This is a genomic window from Alphaproteobacteria bacterium, from assembly GCA_019635875.1.
Taxonomy (GTDB): domain Bacteria; phylum Pseudomonadota; class Alphaproteobacteria; order Reyranellales; family Reyranellaceae; genus JAFAZJ01.
On sequence record JAHBYP010000001.1, the window covers coordinates 766,296 to 789,712 of the forward strand.

At 69.7% G+C, this 23,417-nt stretch carries 19 protein-coding genes; 8 read left to right on the top strand and 11 right to left on the bottom strand.

Annotated elements, in window-relative coordinates; genetic code table 11:
* The first annotated feature begins 1 nt into the window (after position 1).
* On the top strand, positions 2–964 hold the full coding sequence (locus KF889_03875) for a tripartite tricarboxylate transporter substrate binding protein (protein ID MBX3498558.1): 963 nt from the start codon (positions 2–4) through the stop codon (positions 962–964).
* Between the two features lie 133 nt (positions 965–1,097).
* Here the strand turns inward: KF889_03875 and aceB are convergent, their stop codons facing one another.
* Complete coding sequence (aceB, locus tag KF889_03880; GenBank protein ID MBX3498559.1) at positions 1,098–2,714, bottom strand: malate synthase A; 1,617 nt, start codon at positions 2,712–2,714, stop codon at positions 1,098–1,100.
* A gap of 283 nt (positions 2,715–2,997) precedes the next feature.
* Here aceB and KF889_03885 point away from each other — a divergent pair, with 283 nt between their 5' ends.
* From KF889_03885 to KF889_03910, 6 genes are all read left to right on the top strand, one after another.
* The gene (locus tag KF889_03885) at positions 2,998–4,203 is read left to right on the top strand and encodes a urate hydroxylase PuuD (GenBank protein ID MBX3498560.1); all 1,206 of its coding nucleotides are present in this window, start codon (positions 2,998–3,000) and stop codon (positions 4,201–4,203) included.
* A 143-nt stretch (positions 4,204–4,346) separates the two neighbouring features.
* Positions 4,347–5,372: an IS110 family transposase gene (locus KF889_03890; protein MBX3498561.1), complete on the top strand. Its 1,026-nt coding sequence runs from the start codon at positions 4,347–4,349 to the stop codon at positions 5,370–5,372.
* 279 nt (positions 5,373–5,651) lie between these two features.
* Positions 5,652–6,101 carry a hypothetical protein gene (locus tag KF889_03895; GenBank protein ID MBX3498562.1) on the top strand — a complete coding sequence of 150 codons (450 nt, stop codon included), beginning with the start codon at positions 5,652–5,654 and terminating at the stop codon, positions 6,099–6,101.
* Between the two features lie 253 nt (positions 6,102–6,354).
* Complete coding sequence (locus KF889_03900; GenBank protein MBX3498563.1) at positions 6,355–7,239, top strand: crotonase/enoyl-CoA hydratase family protein; 885 nt, start codon at positions 6,355–6,357, stop codon at positions 7,237–7,239.
* 63 nt (positions 7,240–7,302) lie between these two features.
* On the top strand, positions 7,303–8,328 hold the full coding sequence (locus tag KF889_03905; GenBank protein ID MBX3498564.1) for an NADPH:quinone oxidoreductase family protein: 1,026 nt from the start codon (positions 7,303–7,305) through the stop codon (positions 8,326–8,328).
* A gap of 5 nt (positions 8,329–8,333) precedes the next feature.
* Complete coding sequence (locus tag KF889_03910; protein MBX3498565.1) at positions 8,334–8,951, top strand: hypothetical protein; 618 nt, start codon at positions 8,334–8,336, stop codon at positions 8,949–8,951.
* A 1-nt stretch (position 8,952) separates the two neighbouring features.
* On the opposite strand, the gene KF889_03915 is transcribed toward KF889_03910, so the two are convergent.
* From KF889_03915 to KF889_03930, 4 genes are read right to left on the bottom strand one after another with little or no spacing between them, the layout of a single operon-like run.
* Positions 8,953–9,756: a phytanoyl-CoA dioxygenase family protein gene (locus KF889_03915; protein MBX3498566.1), complete on the bottom strand. Its 804-nt coding sequence runs from the start codon at positions 9,754–9,756 to the stop codon at positions 8,953–8,955.
* 1 nt (position 9,757) lies between these two features.
* On the bottom strand, positions 9,758–10,531 hold the full coding sequence (locus tag KF889_03920; GenBank protein MBX3498567.1) for a crotonase/enoyl-CoA hydratase family protein: 774 nt from the start codon (positions 10,529–10,531) through the stop codon (positions 9,758–9,760).
* Between the two features lie 15 nt (positions 10,532–10,546).
* Positions 10,547–11,005, bottom strand: a complete 459-nt coding sequence (locus KF889_03925) for an acyl dehydratase (protein MBX3498568.1) — start codon at positions 11,003–11,005, stop codon at positions 10,547–10,549.
* A complete protein-coding gene (locus tag KF889_03930) occupies positions 11,005–11,190 on the bottom strand; it encodes a zinc-finger domain-containing protein (protein MBX3498569.1) in 186 nt (61 codons plus the stop codon). Before KF889_03930 ends, KF889_03925 begins: the two co-directional genes overlap by 1 nt.
* On the opposite strand from KF889_03930, the gene KF889_03935 reads away from it, so the two are divergent.
* Positions 11,165–12,253 carry a lysophospholipase gene (locus KF889_03935; protein ID MBX3498570.1) on the top strand — a complete coding sequence of 363 codons (1,089 nt, stop codon included), beginning with the start codon at positions 11,165–11,167 and terminating at the stop codon, positions 12,251–12,253. The two genes, KF889_03930 and KF889_03935, sit on opposite strands and share 26 nt — an antisense overlap.
* Before the next feature lie 88 nt (positions 12,254–12,341).
* Here the strand turns inward: KF889_03935 and KF889_03940 are convergent, their stop codons facing one another.
* The 6 genes from KF889_03940 to KF889_03965 form a co-directional block, all read right to left on the bottom strand.
* Positions 12,342–13,571: an FtsX-like permease family protein gene (locus KF889_03940; GenBank protein ID MBX3498571.1), complete on the bottom strand. Its 1,230-nt coding sequence runs from the start codon at positions 13,569–13,571 to the stop codon at positions 12,342–12,344.
* The gene (locus tag KF889_03945; protein ID MBX3498572.1) at positions 13,568–14,440 is read right to left on the bottom strand and encodes an ATP-binding cassette domain-containing protein; all 873 of its coding nucleotides are present in this window, start codon (positions 14,438–14,440) and stop codon (positions 13,568–13,570) included. Before KF889_03945 ends, KF889_03940 begins: the two co-directional genes overlap by 4 nt.
* Before the next feature lie 54 nt (positions 14,441–14,494).
* Positions 14,495–16,480: a VWA domain-containing protein gene (locus tag KF889_03950; protein MBX3498573.1), complete on the bottom strand. Its 1,986-nt coding sequence runs from the start codon at positions 16,478–16,480 to the stop codon at positions 14,495–14,497.
* A gap of 16 nt (positions 16,481–16,496) precedes the next feature.
* Positions 16,497–17,666 carry a sel1 repeat family protein gene (locus tag KF889_03955; protein MBX3498574.1) on the bottom strand — a complete coding sequence of 390 codons (1,170 nt, stop codon included), beginning with the start codon at positions 17,664–17,666 and terminating at the stop codon, positions 16,497–16,499.
* 69 nt (positions 17,667–17,735) lie between these two features.
* Positions 17,736–20,396, bottom strand: coding sequence for a virulence factor (locus tag KF889_03960; GenBank protein MBX3498575.1), 2,661 nt, complete (start codon positions 20,394–20,396; stop codon positions 17,736–17,738).
* A 4-nt stretch (positions 20,397–20,400) separates the two neighbouring features.
* Positions 20,401–23,361: a virulence factor SrfB gene (locus KF889_03965; protein MBX3498576.1), complete on the bottom strand. Its 2,961-nt coding sequence runs from the start codon at positions 23,359–23,361 to the stop codon at positions 20,401–20,403.
* Between the last annotated feature and the right edge of the window lie 56 nt (positions 23,362–23,417).

Below are 23,417 nucleotides of genomic sequence, written 5' to 3' on the forward strand. Positions count from 1 at the left end.
AATGACTCTGTCACGCCGGACGCTCGTCCAGGCCGCTGCGGGGGCCGTCGTCGCCGCTCGCGCCGCCAGCGCGCAGGCGCCGTGGCCGACGCGCGCCGTGTCGCTGATGGTGGGCTACCCGCCCGGCGGCACGACCGACATCATCGCCCGCGGCATCGCCGATCACCTGTCCAAGTCGTTCGGCCAGTCGGTGCTGGTCGAGAACAAGGCGGGCGCCACCGGCATGATCGCCGCCCAGCTCGTGGTCAAGGCGCCGCCCGACGGGCATCAGCTGCTGATGCTGGCGGGTCCGAACTTCGTCGACAAGCCGCCGGTCGACACCTACACCGCCTTCACGCCGATCACGCTGCTGGCCAAGGGCGCCACCATGTTCGCGGTGCCGGCGGGCTCGCCGTGGACGACGCTCAAGCAGGTGCTCGACGAGGCCAAGGCAAAGCCCGGCACGGTAAACTATGCGACATCGGGCATCGGCACCGGCCAGCATCTCTTCGCCGAGCTGGTGGCGCACCAGGCGGGCGTCACGCTCAACCACATCCCCTACAAGGGCGGCGGTCAGGCGGTCACCGATCTGGTGGCGGGCCAGGTGCCGTTCGCGATGCTGGGCGTGTCGCCGCTGCTACCGCACATCAAGGCCGGCCGCCTGCGCGGGCTGGCGGTATCGACCAGGCAGCGGCTGGCAGCCCTGCCCGATGTGCCCTCGATCGCCGAGGCCAGCGGCATCGCCGACTACGACACGTTCCAGTGGTTCGCGCTGGTGGCGCCGCCCGGCACGCCGACCGCGGTCGTCGATCGCATCAACCGCGAGACTCGCGCGGCACTGGCGCTGCCGGCGATCCGCCAGGCCTTCGCCACCGCCGCGATCGAGCCGGCGCCGAGCAGCCCGGCGGAGCTGGGTGCGTTCCTGAAGGCACAGAACGAGCGCTGGAACGACATCGCGAAGAAGCGCGGGATCACCAGCGGCTGAGCCTTCCTTCCCCCGGAGGGGGAAGGTGCCCGAAGGGCGGAAGGGGGATGTTGAAGACGAACGCAGGAGTCCGTCTTCGACATCCCCCATCCGGCGCTCCGCGCCACCTTCCCCCTCCGGGGGAAGGAAAGAGCTACGCCGCCTTCTTCTCGTCGGCGATGATGCGGTCGTAGGCCGGCAGGGTCAGGAACTCGTGGAACACCGGCTGCTCGACCAGCTCGATCATCAGCTGGGCGGCGTCCTCGTAGCGGCCGGCGGCGTAGCGCTCCGCCCCCATCTGCGCCTTCACCTTGTCGTTCTCCTCGCGCACGATCTGGCGCACGAGCTCCTTTGTGATCAGCCGGCCGTCGTCGAGCTTCTGGCCGTGGCGCACCCACTGCCAGACCTGCGCGCGGCTGATCTCGGCGGTGGCGGCATCTTCCATCAGGTTGAACAGCGGCACGCAGCCGATGCCGCGCAGCCACGCCTCGACATAGCCGATGCCCACCGCCACGTTCTGGCGCAGGCCGGCCTCGCTCTTGCCGCCGGTCGGCATGGTCAGCAGGTCGGCCGGCGTGACATGCACGTCCTGCCGCTTGCGCGCGATCTGGTTGGGCTCCTTCATCACCGCGTCGAACTCGGCCTTGGCGATCTCGACCAGGCCGGGATGCGCCACCCAGGTGCCGTCATGGCCGTCGCCCGCCTCGCGGCGCTTGTCGGCGCGCACGCGCTCCATCGCCGCTTCGTTGGCCGCCGGATCGTTCTTGATCGGGATCTGGGCGGCCATGCCGCCCATCGCGTGCACCTCACGGCGGTGGCAGGTCTTGATCACCAGCTGGCTGTAGCTGCGCAGGAAGTGGCTGGTCATGGTGACCTCGCCACGGTTGGGCAGCACCGCCCAGTCCTGCTCGCGGAACTTCTTGATGAAGCTGAAGATGTAGTCCCAGCGGCCGCAGTTCAGGCCGGCCGAGTGGTCCTTCAACTCCCACAGGATCTCGTCCATCTCGAAGGTGGCGAGGATGGTCTCGATCAGCACCGTGGCCTTGATCGTGCCGTTGGGCACGCCCAGCGCCTGCTGCGCATGCACGAACACGTCGTTCCACAGCCGCGCCTCGAGATGGCTCTCGAGCTTGGGCAGGTAGAAATACGGCCCGGTGCCGCGCGCCATCGCCTCCTTCACGTTGTGGAAGAAGTACAGGCCGAAATCGAACAGCGAGCCCGACATCGGCTTGCCGTCGACCATCACGTGCATTTCGGGCAGATGCCAGCCGCGGGGGCGCACGAACAGGACGGCGGTCTTCTGGTTGAGCGCGTAGCTCTTGCCGCTCTGCGGATCGGCGAAGGTGATGGTGCGCCGCACGGCGTCGCGCAGATTGAACTGCCCCTCGACCATGTTGGCCCAGGTCGGCGTCGAGGCGTCCTCGAAATCGGCCATGAAGACATTGGCGCCGCAATTCAGCGCGTTGATCACCATCTTGCGGTCGACCGGCCCGGTGATCTCGACGCGGCGGTCGAGGATGTCCTTCGGCAGCGGCGCCACGGTCCAGTCCTTGTCGCGGATCTCCTTGGTGTCGGGCAGGAAATCCGGCTTCTGGCCGGCATCGAGCTTTTTCTGGCGCTCGGCCCGCGCGGCGAGCAACTCCGCGCGCCGCGGGTTGAAGCGGCGCTGCAGATCGACGATGAAGGCGACGGCCTCGGGCGTGAGAACGGTCTCGAATCCGGGCGTGATGGCCCCGTTGATCTCCACGCCTGCTGGCACCGCGATCGCCATGCGACACTCCCTCGCGCCGGTCCGTATGTCTGGTTCGGCTCTTGCTTTAGCGCAGGGTCGGGCCGCCGTGTAGCGATTCCACGCCCCGGCATGGCAAAGGATCGCGTACCGGGGGGCACAAACCAGGGCCGTTTACCTTCCCCCGGAGGGGGAAGGTGTCCGAAGGGAAGGGGGATGTCGAAGACGAACGCGGGAGTCCGGCTTCAACATCCCCCATCCGGCGCTCCGCGCCACCTTCCCCCTCCGGGGGAAGGTATGATGTGTGGCGTGCTAAGGTGACGCGATGGATTGGGCGTATCTGCTGGAATGGCTGAACCTGGTCGGGCGATGGAGCCACATGATCGTGGGCATCGCCTGGATCGGCGCCTCCTTCTATTTCATCTGGCTCGACGACGCCCTGCTCGCGCCGAAGAGCCCGGCCGACGAGGACAGGGGCGTCGGCGGCGAGGTCTGGTCGATCCACGGCGGCGGCTTCTATCACGCGCAGAAGTACAAGGTGGCGCCGCCGGCGCTGCCCGGAACGCTGCACTGGTTCAAGTGGGAGGCCTACACCACCTGGATCAGCGGCATGTTCCTGATGGGCCTGGTCTATTATCTCGGCGCCGAGGTGGCGCTGATCGACCCGCAAGTGAAGGATCTCGGCCAGTGGCAGGCGATCGGCATCGGGCTTGCCTTCATCGCCGGCGGCTGGATCGTCTACGACCTCCTGTGCCGGAGCCCGATCGGCAACGATGCCATGGCGCTCGCCGGCGTCCTTGCGGTCCTGGTCGCGGCGATGGCCTGGGGGCTGTGTCAGCTGTTCTCCGGCCGCGGCGCCTTCATTCATTTCGGCGCCGTGCTGGGCACCATCATGGTGGCCAACGTCTTCTTCGTGATCATCCCGGGCCAGCGCGAGCTGGTGAAGGCCAAGCAGGACGGCCGCATGCCCGATGCCAAATACGGGCTGATGGGCAAGCAGCGCTCGGTGCACAACACCTTCTTCACCCTGCCGGTGCTGTTCTCGATGATCAGCAACCACTATGCGACGGCCACCGGCCATCACTGGAACTGGCTGGCGCTGATCGGGCTCACGGTCTCGGGCGGGCTGATCCGCCTGTGGTTCGTGCAGCGCCACACGCACCAGGGCAATCCGCTGGTGCTGGCCTCCGGGCTGGTGATCCTGGTGGCGACGGCGCTGGCGCTGGCGCCGCGCAGCAGCACCGACGAGCCGGCGCTGGCGGCGGGCGATGTCGACTTTCCCAGGGTCGCCTCGATCATCGCCGAGCGCTGCGCGACCTGCCACGCCGCCAAGCCGACGCGCGAGGGCTTTGCCGCGCCGCCCAAGGGCGTGATGCTGGAGACGCCCGGCCAGATGCGTGTCTATGCCCCGATGATCCTGCAGCAGGTGTTCCACACGAAGGCGATGCCGCCGGGCAACATCACCGAGCTCACGCCGCAGGAGCGCGACGCCATCGCCCGCTGGGTCAAGCTCGGCGCGCCGATTCGGTAACCCTGTCATTCCGAGCGCAGCGAGGAATCCAGGCCGCTCCTGGATCCCTCGCTGCGCTCGGGATGATGGGGTGGACGGCCCCCAAACGGCATCGAGCGTGCCACACTGGTGTCGTTGAAGCAGCCAGTCAAAGGGGACCGTCCATGGAACAGGCTATCACGATCGGACTGGACATCGCGAAGAACGTCTTCGAGCTGCATGGCCGCGACGCCAGCGGCAAGGTGGTGTTGCGTCGTCGCCTGAAGCGGGCGCGGATGGCGGAGTTCTTCGCCGGGCTGCCGAAGGCGACCATCGGCATGGAGGCGTGCGGCTCGGCGCACCACTGGGGGCGGGTGCTTCAGGGTCTGGGCCACGAGGTTCGGCTGATGCCGCCGGCCTACGTGAAGCCCTACGTCAAGCGCAACAAGAACGACGGGCGCGACGCTGAGGCGTGCTGCGAGGCGATGAGCCGTCCAGACATGCGCTTCGTGCGGCTGAAGACGGTGGAGCAGCAGGCGGCGCTGTCGCTGCATCGCAGCCGCGAGCTGCTGGTGCGCCAGCGCACGCAGACGGCCAACGCCCTGCGCGCGCTGCTGGGCGAGTTCGGCATCGTGGCGCCGGTCGGCAAGCGCGGCCTGGATCAGCTGCTGGCGGCGATCGGCGAGGACACGGCAGGGCTGCCGCGCTCGGCTCTGATGTCTGCGCGCAGCCTCGCGGCCCATCATGCCCAGCTCGAGACGACGATCGAGGAGCTGCAGGCAAGCATCGTGGCTGAAGCGCGGGCCGACGCCCGGGCGCTGCTGTTGGGGAGCGCGCCCGGGGTCGGCCCGCTCACCGCCCATGCCCTGCTCGCCACCATGCCGGATCCGGCGATGTTCAAGAGCGGCCGCGACTTCGCCGCCTGGCTCGGCCTGACGCCGCACGACCAGTCGAGCGGCGACAAGCAACGCCTCGGCGCCATCACCAAGCAAGGCGACCGCACCCTGCGCCGCCTGCTCGTGCTCGGCGCCACCGCCTGGCTGCGCCACGTCGCCCGCCAGCCCGACAAAGCCTCGCCCTGGCTGCGCCGCCTGATGGCGCGCCAGCACAAGAAGAAGGTGCTGGCCGTCGCCCAGGCCGCCCGCACCGCCCGCATCCTGTGGGCCATGCTCAGGGACAACCAGCCCTATCGCGCTCCGCTCGCCGCCTGAGACGACGAGCCGGCGCCAACCCTTCGCAAGGAGCCAGCAACGATAGATGGCGAAATCGGTAGGCCTACCGGACCGGGAACACTCCCTGCTGTCATCGCCCCTCGAGGGCGTCGGGATGATTGGAGATCACGGCCACGGATACCTTCTTGGCCAGCGGCTCTCACTGCCGCACACACAGGTCGCATACATGACTGCTCCTACCTGCTCGCCAAACGTCGCTACTCACACCTTGCGAAACGGGGGCCGTCCATACATGACAGATGGGGTAGGCTCCCCACCATGATCGGCTTCCGTCCCGGCATCACGCCCCGACGCCTGCTGGTGGCGGGCCTGGTGCTGCTCGCCGTGGCGCTGTCGGCAATCTTCGGGCGCGGGCCGGAGCGGCCGCCGATCGGCGCCGAGCCGGGGCCGGTCGAGGCGCGCGAGCCGGGCAGGGTGTTCGGCCCCTCGATCGGCTTCACCAGCCGCCGCTCGCTCGACGATCACTACGAGAAGCACCGCCAGGAGTTCGCCGGCGCCAGCAAGGCCGACTATCTGCGCATCGCCCAGTCGTTGCGCGACGCGCGCGTCGGCGGGACGATTCTCGAGGTGGTCCGGCGCGACGGCGTCAGCACGCGCTTCGACAGGCGCGACGGCACGTTCATCGCCTTCAACCGCGACGGCACCATCCGAACGTGCTTCAGGCCCAATGACGGCGAGCGCTATTTCCGCCGCCAGGCGGAGCGCTGAGCGTGGAGGCGCCGCCGCCCGATCCGGGTGCCCGCGACAGCCTCGCCGAGCGCGTGGCGCGCTGGGCGAATATCGTGGAGCAGCTGAAGCAGGGCTGGCGCTTCGACCTCGACGACTGGCTCAACGACATGGACCTGCGCCAGCTCATCCATGACGGCTGGGCGCTCTACGGGCCCGACGAGCGGGCCGAGGTCGAGGCGGCGATGCGGCACGCCGACTCGCACTTCCTGCTGCACACCGTCGATGCCGGCAAATGCCTGTGGGGCCGCAAGGCGGCGAAGCGCGAGCGCTGGTCGGCGAAGACCAACTGGTGGTACTTCCGCAAGCCGCGCAAGGCGGAGACGGCGTTCATCGAGGAAGTGGAGCGCGTGAGGTGAGCAACACGCTGCTGGTCGAGCGCGACGGTCCGGTGACCACGATCATCATCAACCGGCCCAGGGCGAAGAACGCGCTCGACAACGAGACCGCGCATGCGCTGGCCGGGGCCCTGCACGCCTTCGATGCCGACGACGGCGCGCGCGTGGCCGTGCTGACCGGCGCCGGCGGCGCCTTCTGCGCCGGCGCCGACCTCAAGGAACTCGGCTCGGGCGTCGACTACTTTCCGTGGGCCGGCAGCGACGAGGGGCCGCTGCATGCGCCGCTTTCCAAGCCGGTGATCGCCGCCGTCGAAGGCCATGCCTGCGCCGGCGGGCTGGGCGTGGCGCTGTTCTGCGACATCCGCATCGTCGACGACACCGCGACCTTCGGCGTCTTCTCGCGCCGCTGGGGCGTGCCGATGAGCGACGGCACGACGGTGCGCCTGCCGCGCATCGTCGGCCTGGGCCGAGCGATCGACATGCTGCTCACCGGCCGCGCCGTGGGCGCCGACGAGGCCATCGCCATGGGGCTGGCGACACGCAAGGTGGCGCGCGGCACGACGCGTGCCGAGGCCCAGGCGCTGGCGCGGCAGATCGCCGGCTTCCCGCAGATCGCCATGGGCTCGGACCGGCGCTCGACCTACGAGAGCTTCGACCGCGACCAGGTCGCCGCGATCCGCCGCGAGATGGAGCTGTCGCTCGAGGCGCGGCGCAACGAGGCGCAAGCCGGCGCGGCGCGCTTCGCCGCCGGCGCCGGACGACACGGCAAGTTCGGCGGCTGATCGGTTCCACTCGGTCGCAATACACTCTAGGGTGCGGGCCTCCGCACTTCAGGGCCTTACGGCATGCGCGCGCTGGTCTGTCACGAGTATGGGTCGTACGAGAATCTGAGGATCGACGACGTGCCGGCCCCGGCGATGAAGCCGGGCCACGTCCGCATCGGCGTGCGCGCCGCCGGCGTCAGCTTCGCCGCCATGCTGGGCGTGCAGGGCAAGCATCAGAACAAGCCGAAGCTGCCCTATATCCCCGGCAACGAGGTCGCCGGCGTGGTGCTGGAGACGGCGCCTGACGTCGGCGAGCTGAAGGTCGGCGATCGCGTCGTCGGCCCGGCGTCGAGCGGCGGCTTCGCGCAGGAGGCGCTTGCGCCGGCGGCCAACCTCCATCGCATGCCGGACGGGCTGGAGTTCGCCGCCGCGACCAACTTCCCGACGCTCTATCCGACCGCCTATGGCGCGCTGCGCTGGAAGGCGAACATGCAGCCCGGCGAGGTGCTGCTGGTGCACGGGGCCGGCGGCGGCTCGGGGCTGACCGGTGTCGAGATCGGCAAGGCGATGGGCGCCACGGTGATCGCCACCGCCGGCGGCACCGACAAGCTGGCGGCGGCCAAGGCGCTGGGCGCCGACCACCTGATCGATTCGCGCGCCGAGGACATCCGCGCGCGCGTGCTGGAGATCACCGACGGTCGCGGCGTCGACGTGGTCTACGATCCCGTCGGCGGCGACGTCTGGGACGCCTCGCTGCGCTGCGTGGCGCCCAACGCGCGCATGATCCCGATGGGCTTCGCCAGCGGCCGCATCCCGCAAATCCCGGCCAACATCCTGCTGGTCAAGAACGTCACGGTGATCGGCTTCTACTACGGCTACTACAACGGCTGGACCGGCCGGCCGGGCGAGACCTTCGACGAGGCCGATGTCGCGCGCCGGCGCGGCATGGTGCGCGAGGCCTTCCACGAGATGTTCCGCTGGTTCGAGCAGGGCAGGCTCAAGCCGCCGGTCGCCGGCGTCTTCCCGCTCGACCAGTGGGTGCCGGCCTTCCGCCTGATCGAGGACCGCAAGGTCGTCGGCAAGGCCGCGCTCGATCCCAACGCATGATGGCCGTGCGGCGCAGGCTCTTCTCGATCGCCGCGCTGGCGCTGGTCGCGGGCTGCGGCGACAGGAAGCCGCCACCGCGGCCCGCCGCGCCGCCAGCGCCGCCGCCGCGTCCGGCACCGGTGCTGCAGACGCTGCCCGACGGCCGCGTCGTCGTCGAGCTGTCGGGCCTGCGTTACGCGGCACGGCCGCCGCGCGACTGGCTCGCCACCGCCTACTGGTCGACCGATGCCAGCAGCGGCGGCAGGAACGACATCTTCGTCGTCGTCACGCCGCCCGGCCAACCGCGCTCCTTGAGCGCCGATGTCTTCGTGTCGCTGGAGGCTTTCATCAAGAACGAGCGCGCGCCCGACATCGCCGCCAAGCTCGCCAACATCGGCGCGCAGCGCAAGCAGCGGCACCCCGAGTTCTCGATCATCAGGCAAGCGCCGTTGCCGCTGGCCAACCGCCAGCGCGCCGAGCTCTATGTCCTCGGCAACAATCCCTCGGGCGACACCGAGGCGATCGCCTTCATCGACGAGGGCCCAGTGGTCGCCGAGATGATGCTGCTGGGCCGCAGCCGCGCCCAGTTCGACCAGGCGCTGCCGCTGTTCCGCGATCTGGTGCGCAGCTACGGCAGGATCTGACTCAGCGCGGCCAGACCCTGGGGAACATCGCACACTCGAGCAGATCGCCCGGCTGCAGGCCGTGGCCTTCCAGCGGCGGCGAGATCTGGCCGACCCGCTGCGCATAGCGCGCGTCGTCGCCGCACCAGCGCGTCGCCCAGGCGCGGCGACGGCGCTGCATCGAGATATTGCCGGCGGCGCCGTGCAGCGTCAGGGCGTGAAAGGCGATGACATCGCCCGGCTCCATGTCCCAGGCGAGGAACTCGTGCCGGTCGCGCTCGGCGTCGATGTCGGGCAGCTTCTCGAAGCGCGGATCCTCGACCTGCAGGTCGACGCCGCCCTGGCGGAAGAATTTCGGCTGGAACCAGCGGCCCCAGCGATGCGAGCCACGCACGTACTCGACGCAGGTCTCACGCGCCACGGGATCGAGCGGCAGCCACAGCGAGACGATCTGCGCGCCATCGACCGGGTAGTAGGGCTGGTCGTGATGCCAGGGCGTGCGCTCGATCGTGCCCGGCTCCTTCACCAGCAGATGGTCATGATAGTAGACAACCTCCCTCGAGCCCATCAGCCGCGCGGCGATCTCGGCGGCGGGCGATTCGAAGACGAAGGCGCGGCAATCGGCGTGGCGCTGCCAGAGCTGGAAGTCGACGAAGAACAGGCCGGGCTTGCCCTCGGGCGTGTTGATGCGCTTCATCGGGCCGGGTGTGGCCATGTCCTCGTCGATGGCTCGGCGCAGGCGCTCGATCCACTCCATCGAGAACAGCCCGCGCAGGCAGACCGCGCCGTCCTCGCGATAGCGCTCGATGTCGTTGTCGCTGATCATCTCACAGATCCGCGAAGCTGCCGCCGCGGCCCTTGCCCGAGGCGAAGCGCGCGGCGCCGGCGCGCGTCTCCTGCAGGATCGCCGGCAGGCCGCGCCGTCCCTCGTTCTTCAGCGCCTCGACAATGTCGAGATTCCACTGCTCGTACGACGACAGCCGGTCGCTGCGCATGCAAACCTGCGGGAAGCGCGCCAGCTGCCCGGCGAGCGCCAGCGCCTCGCTCAAAGCCTGGCCGGCGGGTACGAGTCGGTTGGCGAGGCCCCAGGCCAGCGCCTCCTCGGCGCCGACCTCGCGGCCGGTGAGGATCATGTCGAGCGCGCGGCTCTGGCCGATCAGGCGCGGCAGGCGCACGGTGCCGCCATCGACCAGCGGCACGCCCCAGCGCCGGCAGAACACGCCGAATTTCGCGCTCGCCGAGGCGACACGCATGTCGCACCACAAAGCCAGCTCCAGCCCGCCGGCCACGGCATGGCCTTCGACGGCGGCGATCACCGGCTTGCCCAGCAGCAGGCGCGAGGGGCCCATCGGGCCGACGCCCTCGGGCTCGTAGCGATTGCCGCCGCCCTGCGCGGCGCTCTTGAGGTCGAAGCCGGCGCAGAAGGCGCCGCCCGCGCCGGTGAGGATCGCCACCGACTGGCCGTCGTCGGCATCGAAGGCGAGGAAGGCCTCGCGCAGCAGCACCGCGGTCTCGGGATCGACGGCGTTGCGCGCCTCGGCGAAGCGGTTGATGGTGACGATGGTGGTCGTGCCCGACCGTTCGACCAGGACCTTGGCCATCGTCGTCGCCTCCCGTCAGGGCCGGCCGCGCATCATGCGCAGCGGATCGTAGGTCAGCACCGTCTCGCCGTGCTGGTTCTTCACCAGGTTCATGGTGCGCACCAGGCCGCGCGTCGGATCCTTCGAGGTCGGCCGCACCTCCGTCACCTCGCATTCGACATGGATGGTGTCGTTGACGAAGGTCGGCGCGTTGATGTTCAGCGTCATGCCGAGGAACGCCATGCCGGTGCCCTGGATCGAGACCGGCACCAGCAGCCCCTCGGCATAGCTGTAGACCAGCGCGCCCGGCACCAGCCGCTTGCCGGTGGGCGAGTGCTTCTCGATGTACTCGAGGCTGTTGAACAACCCCTCCTGCAGCCCGGTGCAGGTGATGAAGTTGATCAGGTCGGCCTCGAAGATCGTGCGATCGACCGTCCGGAAGCGCTCACCGACCTTGAGGTCGGTGTAGTACATGCCGCCGCCCAGGGTGCGCATCAGTGGTGCTCGGCGCCCTTGGCGCCGGCCTTCAGGACGTAGCGGCGGCCGCAATAGGGGCAGTCGATGTGCCCATCCTTGCCCAAATTGAGGTACACCTTGGGATGGCCCAGCGCCCCGCCGCCGCCATCGCAGCCGACCCGGTCAGTCTCCACCTCGATGATCTCCACCGCCTGCGCCGCCATCGCCTCTATCCTCGTCCGCAATCGCGCGGATCATAGACGGCGCCGTCCGACGATCAAGCGTGGCACGGTCGCGCTGCTGGGCGCGCTGCTCGCCGCCGCATGCTCGCCGGTCGAGGTCCCCGCCGGGCCGGCCGTCGCCACGCCCAGCCTGCAGGGTTCGCGGATCGTCGCCGTCGACGGCGAGATCCTGCCGTTGCGCTCCTGGCCGGCCCGTGACGGCAAGCCGCGCGCGGTGATCCTGGGTCTGCACGGCTTCGGCGACTACTCCAACGCCTTCGACATGCCGGGCAAGCGCTGGGCCGAGGCCGGCATCACCACCTATGCGTACGACCAGCGCGGCTTCGGCGACGGCCCCAACCGCGGTCGCTGGCCGGCGACCGAGGCTTTGGTGGGCGACGCGCGCACGGCGCTGAAGCTGATCGCCGCGCGCCATCCCGGCGTGCCGCTCTACCTGATGGGCGAGAGCATGGGCGGCGCCGTGGCCCTGACGATGCTGGGCGAGCGCGCCCGGAACGCGGGCGAGGCGGTGCCATTGGCCGGCGCCATCCTGATCGGACCGGCGGTGCGCTCGCGCGACACGGTGGGCGCCGTGGCGCGCGCTGGTGCCTGGTTCTTCGCCCATGTCCTTCCCTGGCTGCCGACGGGGCCGACCTCGATCGACTTCCAGCCCTCCGACAACAAGGCGATGCTGAAGAAGTACGCCAGCGATCCCAAGGTGCTGCGCCAGCACCGGCTCGACATGGGCTGGGGCCTGCTCGATCTCATGGACCAGGCCAAGGCGGCGACGCCGCTGATCGACGTGCCCTATCTGCTGCTCTACGGCGCAAAGGATCGTCTTGTTCCCGAGGGACCGATGCGCGCGGCGATCGGCCAGATGCCGGTACGGCCCGATTCGAGGATCGCCGTCTATCCCAGGGGCTATCACATGCTGCTGCGCGACCTCGATGCGGCGAAGCCGCAGGGCGACGTGCTGGCCTGGATCGCCGACAAGAGCGCGCGCCTGCCCTCGGGCGCCGACGCCGAGCGGCCCGACCTTCTGGCCGCCTGGGGCAACGCGCGCTGACGCCACGTGTCACCCCGAGCGTAGCGCGGGATCTTTCTGCCGCGTAAAGATCCCCTCGCTCCGCTCGAAATGACAGATTCGACGGCGACTACAGCTCGCGCAGTCCTTCCGACGGATCGATGCGCGCGGCGCGGACGCTGGCGATGGCCGCCGCCAGCAGCGCGCACAGCAATGTCGCGCCGGCGGCCGAGGCCAGATGTACCGGCAACAGGCGCGACACGGCCTCGCCGGCGCCGACACTGGACGCAAAGTAGCGATCGAGCACGCCAGCCGCGCCAGCCTGCGCCGCCCAGCCCAGGCCGATGCCGAGACAGGCGACCAGCGCCGCCTGGGTGACCGGAAACAGCACCGTGGCGCGGGCGCGGAAGCCCAGCAGGCGCAGCAGCGCCAGGTCGCGGCGCTTGCGCTCCACCGCGCCCCACAGGCTGACGCCCAGCGACAGCAGGACGCCCGCGGCGCCGATGCCGGCGACCAGCCAGAACAGGATGCCGAGGTTGCGGTCGAGCGACTGGATCTGCTCGACCTCGGCGGCGCGGGTGTAGGTTTCGACGCGCTCGGCCAGCAGGCGATCGCGCAGCACCGGGATGTCGTAGATCGTGCGGCCATAGAGGCGGAAGCCGGCGTAGAGGCGCGGATCCGGCGGTCGCTGCGGGCCTTCGGCGTTGAAGTCGGGCACGGCGAAGCCTTCGCGGAACGACTCGGTATCGGCCAGCGTGCGCAGTGGCAGGAAAACCGCCTCGCCGCTGAGCGCCGCGTCCGGCAGGACGGCGACGACCTCGAGCGCCAGACGCACGTTCTCGTTGCGGCCATCGACGGTGCGGCCGACGACACCGCTGATGGTCTGGCCGGCCCGCACGTTGCCCATCTTGCGCGCCGCGTCGGACGAAAGCACGACCTGGCGGGGCGAGGCGGGAATGCGCATGCCCGCCAGCAGCGGATCGCCGATCGCCGTGGGGACCATCTCCGCCGGCACCGGCGATCCGCCCTCGCGAAAGATGTCGATGGTGGCCGAGATCGAACGGGTCTTGGGAATCAGGAAGGCCACGTCGGGCCAGCCAGCGACCTTCTCGAAGAACGCCGAGTCGAAACGCCCGGCGCCGATCGGCACGATCTCGAGATTGCGCGGATCGCGCGTCATGCGGTCGGCCAGGGTCTGCACCACGCCGTAACGCAGCCCGAACAGGATCAGCAGCGGCGCCAGCACGGCGGCCAGCGCCAGCACCAGGCAGAGCGTCGAGCGCCATTCGTGCGTGGCGTCGGCCAGCGCCAGGCCGAAGATGCGGCGCATGTCGCGTACGCGCCGCGGCCGCGCGCTCATGGGTGCACCTGGTCGAAGATCGAACGCACGACGGTGCCGTCGCCATCGACCTGCCGCTCGATGCGCGGATGCAGGCGCGTCAGGCCGAGCTGCTTGACGCGCGCCCAGTCATGCGAGGCGACGACCACCGCCGCGCCGTTCTGCGCCGCCTGCTCCAGCAGCAGGGCCATGACGGTGTCGGCGGTCGCCGGGTCGACCGAGGCGGTGGGCTCGTCGGCGAGCACCAGGGCGGGCCCATGCGCCAGCGCGCGCGCAATGGCGACGCGCTGTCGCTGGCCCACCGAGAGCGCCGAGGGCTTCTTGCGCAGCTGGTCGGCTACACCCAGCCGCTCGGCGAGATGCTCGACCGTGCCGTCGTCCTGCAGGCCCAGCAGGCGGCGCGGCAACGCGATGTTGTCGCGCACGCGCAGGAAGGCGAACAGGCCGCCGGTCTGCGGCACGTAGCCGAGATGGCGCGCGCGAAGCGGCGCCAGCAGGTCGGTGCCGCCGCGCCGCCACAGCGCGGCGATGTCGTTGCCCTGGGTCGTCCGGGGGGTGAGCGCGAAGGCCTTCACCGAGTCCGGCCGCGACGCCAGCGCGAGGATGTCGAGAAGGGTGCTCTTGCCGCTGCCGCTCTCGCCGCACAGCGCGACGCAGCCGCCGCGCGGCACGTCGAGCGCGGGAACCGACAGCTCGAAGGCGGTGCCCGATGCGGTGCGCCGCTTGGTCAGGTCGCGCAGCGCGACGACCGGCGTAGCAGCAGCAGGATTTGGAGCCACGGTTACGCTACAAGAATACCTTCCCCCGGAGGGGGAAGGTGGCGGCGCGAAGCGCTGACGGATGGGGGATGTCGAAGACGGACAGGGGAGTCCGTCTTCGACATCCCCCATCCGCCCTTCGGGCACCGTCCCCCTCCGGGGGAAGGTAAGAGCTAGAGCGTCGACTCACGGCAGGGTGTCGAGCGGCACCGGGTAGACGGCGTCGCCCGGGCGCGCGCCGGGGCCGCCGAGCTGGATCCACAGCGAGGCGTCGTTGTGGAAGCGCTGGTAGAGCTTGATCTTGGCTTCCAGCCGGTCGAGCAGGTCCTCCTGCTGTGCCACGCTCCAGCTCGACCAGGTGTCCTGGTCCAGGCCCATCAGCTCGGAGCGATAGGGCAGGTCGTCGAGATACTCGCCCATCAGGCCGATCTCGGCCAGCCGCGCGGTATCGCGCCGTCCGATGCGCGCCGGATCGCGGCTCATCGCGGCAGCGGCGCTGCGCAGCTCGTCGAAGAAGCCCTGCGGCCGGATCTGGCTGCGCCGGCCGCTGGAGATGATGCGTTTGAGCGTCTCTTGCAGATCGGAGAGCTGGTTGCGCGTCAGCAGCAGGCGGACATCGAAGACGGCGGAGGTCGGTGTGGCGGTGTCGCGATCGCCCACCCAGGCCTCGAACATGCGCGGCGCCTGCGTGCCCTGCTGCGTGCCGAGATAGGCCAGCGCCATGGCGTTGCCGATGATCTGGAAGTCGCGCTGGATGCGTGCGCCGGTGCCGGCGCGCGGCGGCGGCGGCGGGGGAGGCGGCGGTGCCTGTCCGGCGGCGAAGGCCTTGAGCAGGGTGGTGGCGCCTTCGGCCACGCCGTCGACGCCGCGGCCGAACTCGGCCAGGTCGCCGGCGTCGATGCCGTAGTACAGCGCGCGCGGCAGGTTCCTGCCCTGCGTCAGGCCGGTGTAGTCCTTCTCCGCCGAGCTGTGATCGGCGCGGCCGATCGGCGTCTTCAGATGCACGGCCATGATGTGGATCTTCCGCGTGTCGGCGAGGTCGCGGATGCGATCGATGTCGAGGCCGGTCGAGGACGCCGGGTCGTTGCTGCGCAGCGCGCCGGCGTCGGTGATCAGGATGACGATGCGGCCGTCGAAGGGCGACCAGTCGATCTCGTCGACCGCCGCCTTCAGGCCGGCGATCGAATCCTCGGCGAAACTGTGGCTCGACACCGTGGTCGCCTTCAGCTCCCTGAGCTTGGCCAGGAAGGTCGGCCCGTCGGGCGCCTCCTTGGGCTGCACGAAGACCTTGCTGAGGTATTCAAGGCCCGGCGTCTTCTCGATGCTGTTGCGATAGGCGACGAGGCCGTAATTGGCCTTCAGCCCGGCGCGCTCGATCGAGTCGTAGAACTTCTTCGCCGCCTCGCGCGCGCGATCGAGGTAGGGGCCCATCGAGATCGTGGTGTCGACGACGAAGACCACGCCGAGGCGGAAATTCTTCAGCGACTCGTAGAGATTGCGCCGGACCTTGGGCCGCAGCGGATCCTCGGTTTCGTCCTTCAGCGTCAGCGAGGCGACGCGCAGCATGCGCGCCTTGATGTTGTTCGAGAGGTAAGTCTCGCCGGCCTCGAGAATCGGCAGCAGGTAGAATTGCCTGGCGATGTCGATATGGGTCGACGGCTCGATCGAGATCACCGGGAAATCGGGCGGCAGCTGGCCTGGATCGATGATGCGCTGGCGCAGGGCCGCCGCAAGCTGGGCACGCTGGTCGGCCTCGAGCAGCTTCTGCAGCTCGGCCTTGTCCTTGAAGAACAGCGTGCGCTCGCGATTGGCGGGGTTGGTGAAGGCCAGGGTGAGCGTCTGCTTCCACGGCACCGTTTCGGCGGCCGGCAGCCAACCGGTGGTCTTGCCGTCGCTGCCCGGGCCGACCTCGAGCCATTCGCCGCCGGCGGCGCTCTTGCGGTCGTAGACATAGAGCGCGCTCATCGGCGGCACGGCCGCGCCCGGCGTTCCGGCCGGCTTGTCGTGCAGCCTGACCTCGGGCCGCGTGAGCACCCGCTGGAAGAGCGTCTTCTTGTTCTCCATCAGCAGCGGGGTACGCGGGCCGCCCTGCGCGCTGACGGTCTCGATCGTCGCCCACGTCGTGGCGAGGGCCACGATGGCGGCGATGGCGATCCGGGCGATTGCGTCCATTGCAGGGATACTCCTGTTACAGCGTGTCGAGCGCCTTCCTGGCGTCGGCGTCGCCCTTGTCGGCCGCCTGCTTGAGCCAGTCCCGCGCCTTCGCCTTGTCGGCCGGGAAGCCGTCTGCGCCCTGGGCGTAGAGCATGCCCAGCCGCGCCATCGCCGGCACGATGCCGGCCTTGGCTGCGGTCTCGTAGAGGCCTGCGGCGCGCTCGGCATTGAGCGGGAACGGCGTGTGCGGGATCGGGTTGACCGGGTCGTAAAAACCCGCCAGCTCGAAGGCCGCCGGCGGATGGCCCTGGTCGGCGGCTGTGCGCCACACCAGGAACGCGCCCTCGAGCTGCCCGTTGCGCAGGAACCGCTTGCCGTGCTCGACCAGCTGTTCCGGCGTGGGCTTGGCCGCAAGGATGTCTTCGACCTGCTTGCGGATAGGCGTCGTGTAGTCGGGCTTTCCCTGCGCGCTGTCCTGGCCGGTCTTGCCCGTCGGCTTGTCGATGGGCTTGTCGATCGGCTTGTCGACCACCGGCGCCTTGTCGCGCAGGACGAACCACCAATAGGCGCCGCCCGCCGCGACGATCAGGAACAGCAGGCCGAAGACCAGGCCGAGGACCAGCGGCAGGCTCGATTTCGGCGCCTCGCGCTGGCTCAGTACCGAGGGCCGCTCGAGCGGGTCGGGTTGCGGCGTGAAGGCGGCCGGCAGCGTCGGCTCGATGAAGGGCGACGCCTCCGGTTCCGGCTCGGGCTCGGGCAGCACCGGCCGCGCCGCGATTACGGTCGCCTGCTCGTCGCGCGGCCGCGCCTGGCGCAGTTCCTTGTCGGTACGGCCGGCGACGCTGTCCGACGCCTGCCGATCCGGGTCATGCGCGCCGGAGGTCTGCATCGCCGGCCACGCCGCCACCGTCGTGTCGACCATGCCGACGTCCGGCTCCCTGATTGCCAGGCGCACCGTCATACCGGCGACAAGATCGCAGACGCGCGGGCCGACATGCAGATCCAGCCCGCCATTGAAGGCGTCGATGCGCTGCGGCTGCAGCCAGCTCTCGGTGCGCTGCCAGCCGGTCTCCGAGAGGAATCGATCCGGCCCCTGCCGACGCTCGATCAGCAGGGTCATGCCCTCGGGAGAGGCATCGGTGCCATACAGCCGCAATACGGCGTGGCCGGGCAGCTCGGGCTTGGGAAAGACCTCGGCGCGCATCGTCCAACTCTATACGTGCAGGATTGCGGCGCCAATTTGGTCGGCGCCGGCGGGAATTGTTGCCGCAGCCTACACGGTTTGCCGGGCCAGTTCCGCCTGCCTGAGGATGATGCCCAGCCGGTCGTTCTGCTCCGGCGTTATGTCGCGGCCGCCCTCGTAGCCGACATTGTCGAGCGCCAGCTGCAGGAAAGCGCGCATCCAGTCGGCGCAGAAGGTGTTGTAGATCGGGATCGGCTCCTCGCGCAGCGCCGGCGCGGCGCCGGCCGGCGGCGCGGCGAGGTCGAAGACGCGCCGCGTCGGCGCCTGCGGCGGCAGGCCGGGCCGCTCGTCGCGCGGCACGGCATCGAAGCCCAGCCAGTCGACGAAGCGGTTGATCATGGTCGCGGTGACCTGGACCTGCCGCTCGGCCACGTCCTCCCACTTGGCGTTGGCGTTGTTCTCGACAGCGCGCACGCGCCCGGCCAGCTGATCGGCGACCTTCAGGCGATTGGCGCCGACCACCAGCTCGTCGACCAGCCAGCCGAAATGCTGCCGGTCGATGCCGAACTGCGAGGCGGCGCGCTCGTCGCCCGACAGGCGGCGCAGGCCCTCCTGCCAGTGCTGCATGGCGTCGCTGGCGAAATGCGCCGCGCGGTCCTGCAGCGAGCCGGTGACCGGCTTGCTGATCGCGCTTGAATCGCCGAACACCGAGCTGAAGATGTCGCCGAGATCGACCGCGGCGCCCACCGCCTCGTCGCGCGGGGCGCCGGCCTTGGCGGTGTCGGGCTTGGCCGTGGCGGCGCGGAAGTAGATGCCGCGCAGATCCTCCTCGGCGATCTGCAGGCGATCGATCAGCTCGCCGAAGCGCTGGGTCTTGATGCAGCCCGCCAGCCCGCGCAGCACCTGCTGCACCAGCACCTGCTTCTTCTGCCGTGCACCTGTGTCATCGCCATTGTGGAAGCCGACCAGGCGATCGACCAGGCGCGACACCTGCGTCTCGAGCTGGCCCTGCACCTGGGCGCGCTTGATGGCGGGATCGCAGACCGGCGTGAGCTTCTCGACGATGTAGCTGAGGCCGCCATCGTTGGGTCGGAAGGCCTCGTCCCAGGCACGCGCCGGCTCGATGAAATGCTGCGCCACGATCTCGTTCTCGAGGAAGAACTGGCGCAGCTTGGCACTGCGCTCGGTGAACAGCTCGGCGACGCCCGCCTCGCGGCCGTCGGACCCGTAGAGCATCAGGCGCTCGTCCTTCACCGTGGGATTGCGCAGCCAGAAGGTGTTGCGGAACGGCTGGCCGTCCCAGTTGGTCGGCCACTCGCCGCGGAAGTTCTTGAGCAGCGAGTTGTTGAGCCTGGCCGTCCAGCGCATGCGGATGTCGTCGCCGACCTCGCCGGCCTTCTGCTCGAATTCGCGGTCCATCTTGGTCAGCACCAGGAACAGGCCGCAGCGCTGCCTGGCGCGCGTCTGTGGCAGCTCGCCGAAGGTGGCGTTGACCCAGCCCTCCATCATCGGCGACAGATCGCGCACCTCCTGCACGCCGTCGGGGATGCACAGCAGGATGGCCGAGATCTCGCGCTCGGACGAATAGCGCTGGAAAAGATACGCGACCTTGCCGCGCAGCAACAGCTCGCGCAGCGGATTGGCGGAGCGGGTGCCATCGGCGTTCTTGCCGGCATCCTCGAGCTGCTCGAGCTTCAGGCGCGAGCGCGCGCCGGGGAAGTCGAGCAGGTCGGTGTGGTCGAAGAACGGCCACGGCTTCTCGCCGATGGCGATGCGCAGCTCGGCGGTCAGCGCGCAGACCAGCGAGCGCGGCAGATCCGCGTCGGCGGCGCCGGCCAGGCGCGGGCGCACCTTCAGCAGGTCGGCGTTGTCGGTGCCCAGCCGGTCGAGGATCAGCACGTCGATGATGCTGTCCTCGCGCGGATGCAGCGCGTTCATCGGGCAGAACGCCTCGTCGGCGAAGCCCAGCTTGCGCAGGCCGTCGAACAGGATGTCGTAGAGCCTGTTGAACGGCTCGAAGTCGTACCACAGCAGCGACCACAACCGGGCGCGGTCGGCGCCGCTCAGCTTCGGCGCCAGATCGATCGCCTCGCGCCAGAAGTCGACGTGGAAGGCCGCCGTCTTGCCCTTGAAGTAGGTGTCGAAATACTCGATCAGGTCGAGCACGTCGTCCTCGGACAGCGCGTCGACCGGCGCCGGCTTGGCCCTGGGCCGCAGCTCGGCCAGCCGCTTGCGGATCGTTTCGGCGTCGGGCGGGCTGAAATCGGCCTTGTCGTGATCGAAGTCGAGATAGAACGAGTTGGCGAGGATCTTCACCAGATCGGTCTGGGTCAGCAGCCGCAATTGCACCGGGAAGCCTGGCGGCGCGTCGCCCGCATCGGTGGTCAGGCGCGTTACGAGACCGGTGGATTCGCGTCCGCCCGGCGGGTTGATCTCGCGCAGGAAGTCGTAGCCCTTGCCGTCGAAGCGCGCCGTCAGCGGCCGGCCCTCGCGGCTGGCGAGGATCGAGACGAGATAGGACTTGCCGGCCTGGCTGGGGCCGAAGACGCCGACGCACATCTTGCGCCGCGCCGCGCGCGCCAGCTTGCGGCTCTGGTTGCGCACCTTCTGGATCTCGGAGATCAGCGAGCCCGCCTGTTGGCCGATGCTGGCGGCGCCCGGTGCCACGTCGCGTATCCAGGCGATGGCGCGCGCCGCAGCGTCGGCGGCGGAGTCGCAGGACTGGGACAGCTTCAGATCGACGTCTTCCATCCCTCTACACCGTCTTCAGCGTGCCGGTATCGAGCCAATAGCCCTCGGCATGCGCCAGGGTCTGCAGGCGCAGGACCACGGCGGCGCGATCGACCGGCGAGTCGGTCGCATCCACTATACGCACGATCTCGACATTCTCGACGTCGACGCCGCCCTTCTCCGACGGACGCGCCCGGCGCAGGCCGATCTGCAGCGGCGTGCGGCGCGACAGCCGGTCGCCGTGCTGCTTGCTCGAGTATTCCAGCGCATAGAGCCGCGTCGTCGGCCAGCGCTCGAGATCGATCTGCCGGAAGCCGAGCGTCATCGGGCCGCGGAAGGGGATGCTCTGATCCTCGGGCAGGATGTACTCGGGGTCGTCGAGATTGATGTCCTGGTAGTAGACGTCCTCCCGCAGCAGGCGACCGCCGCCCTCGATCTTGCCGATAAACCGCGCCGTGCTGCGCGCCACCAGCTTGTCGCTGCGGAAGGCGAAGCCGGCGAGCTGCGACTGGCCCAGCGCGCAGATCATGGCGCCGACAGCCACGGTGGTCTTGGGATCGCCGACGCGCAGGCGCGGGTCGCGGAACGGGTACCAGGCGCCGGCGCGGTAGTCGTGCATGGTGATGACGCGATCCGGCGCCAGCGGCAGCAGCTTGAGGATCAGGGTGCGGATCGCCGGCAGGCGCGAAGGCCGTCCGGTCAGCAGCAATACGTCGCAGGCGTAGACATGGATCAGCTCGCAGAGCGGCGTCAGCACGTTCTTCAGCTCGGCCTGGATGGTCTCGTCGATGCCCACCATGTCGACCGGCACGCCGAGCTGGCGCAGGTCGAAATCCTTCGCGCCCCGGCGTTTCGCGGCCTCGTTGATGAAATTGACGACCTCGGGCGAGGGCTGGCTCGCGGAGTCGAAGAACGAGGCGAAGGGTCGCGCCTCGGACGAGGCGACGCCGTCGAGCGGCGCGTAGGTTTCCGCCGCCGAAAGCATGGCGAGCCCGATCGGCGTGGCGATCTGCAGCGCGAACTGCCGGCGCAGGTTGCGCTGCTCGACATCCTCGCCGCCGCGGTCGCCGCCCAGCAGTTCGGCCAGCAGGTCCTCCGGGTTGGCGACGCCCGCGGCGTGCATGCCGGCCTCGATCGGCGGCAGCACGTGCTGCTGGATCACGCGCAGCAGCAGGTCGTCGCCCGCCTTGTTGAAGCCCTCGCGGAAATTCTGCTCGGGCTGCAGGGTCACGGAGGTCCCGCGGCCCTCGACCGTGTAGGTGTTGATGATCAGGTCGGTGGTGCCGCCGCCGACATCGATGCTCGCCACCCGCAGGCCAAGCTCGTCGCCGCCGCGGCGGCGCGAGCGCGCCTCGAAGAAGGCGCGCGCGTCGCCACCCCAGTTGCGCGCCACCTCGGTGTAAAGATAGACGAGCTGGGTGCAGCTGGCCTCGTCCCATTCGAGGAACACCTCGGGCGCCGGCGCCTCGGCGTCCTTGAGCTTCCAGCCCAGCACCATCCACACTAGGTCGCGCGCAGTCTCGGCGCGGCGTTTGAAGATCTGGCGCTCGGCCAGCGGCATGCCCGGCGGCACCGTCATCACCAGGCGGCGCAGGCGGCGCGGCGCTTCGGCGTGCGTGCGCCGGCCGCGCTGCGCGGCGGAATTCATCTGCGTCAGCGCCTGCAGCAGGATCTCGCACAGCGCGAAGGTCATCATCGAGGAGCGCGAGTAGCGCGGCTCGAAGACGGGCAGATCGTCCTCGTCGCCCGGCGGCAGGCGGTGCAGCGCCTCGCCGCGCGTGTTGACCAGCTGCGCCAGCGGGCCGCTGTTGGCCGCCGCCGTCGACGGCTCGCCCGACTGGGCGTTGTTGAACAGCCACTCGCGGCGCTGCGGCTCGGTGTCCCAGAGATAGCGCTTGGGCGAGGACATGCCGGTGTTGCCCTCGGTGCCGCGCCGGCGCGAGGCCAGCCGCGTCGCCTCCGGCCCGATGCGCGCCAGCGTCGGCCAGATGAAGGCGTCGGTGCGCCCGCCCTGGCGCGACAGGTGGTTCTTGCCGAAGGTCGCCTGCGCGAACTCCATGCGCGACTCGAAGGGCTTGGCGTAGACGCGCTCGGGATGCGTCAGGTCGCGCAGCGCCAGCTCGTAGGAATCGTTGAGATTGGCGGGCCCGTCGCCGGTCGATTCGATCAGCATGCCGCAGGTGCGCGAATTGCCGACGTCGAGCACGAGATCGACATCGATCGCGCCGCGGCCCGGCCGCTCGGCATCGCCCACCAGCTTCACCGGGGGCAGGATGCCGGACTCGTGCAACAGGCCGATGAAGGCCAGGTAGCGGCCCATCGGCTCCTCCGGCGTGCGCTTGACGTCGGTCTCGATCTGCTCGGCGGTGAGCTTGGGATAGATCTCGCGGAACAGTTCGTCGACCCACTGGCGCAGCCAGTCCTGGCGCAGGAACCAGTGGTTGTCCGCCTGGCGATGGGCGAGCGAGAAGATCGCGCCGGCGGCGACGTCCTTGGCCGAGGGCGCCAGATAGGCGCGGCCCTCGGTCTCGGGCAGCAGGCCGGTGTCGAAGGCCAGCACGACGCGGTAGCGGAAACCGTGCTCGTCGCGGAAGCCCTCGCCGTGGCGCAGCTCGAGATCGACGACGCGCACGCGCGCCCAGTCGCCCGGCCCGTCCTTGAAGGTCCGGCCGGGGCGGACCTGGAAGAAGGGCACCGGCACCCATTTGTCGACGAAGGGCACCAGCGCATCCTTGATGCCGATGTCGAGATTCGACGGCTTCTCGACGCGGCGGCCGTCCTCGACCACCTCGTAGACGCCGCGCGTGGCGTCGTACTCGAACTGCACGAGATCGTCGGCGCCCTTCTTCTGGCCGGCATCGATGAAGCGCCACTCCTTGACCACCAGCTTCGACGGCTCGAGCCCGAAGTCGAGGAACTGCACGCCGCTCTTGGCGATCAGCGTGGTCGGGTGGGGATAGCGGGGAAGGGGGGCGAGATCGCTCATGCAACAGGTCAGGTGAGCGCTGTCGGGGAGCGCATCGCGAATATAGTCAGTCTAGA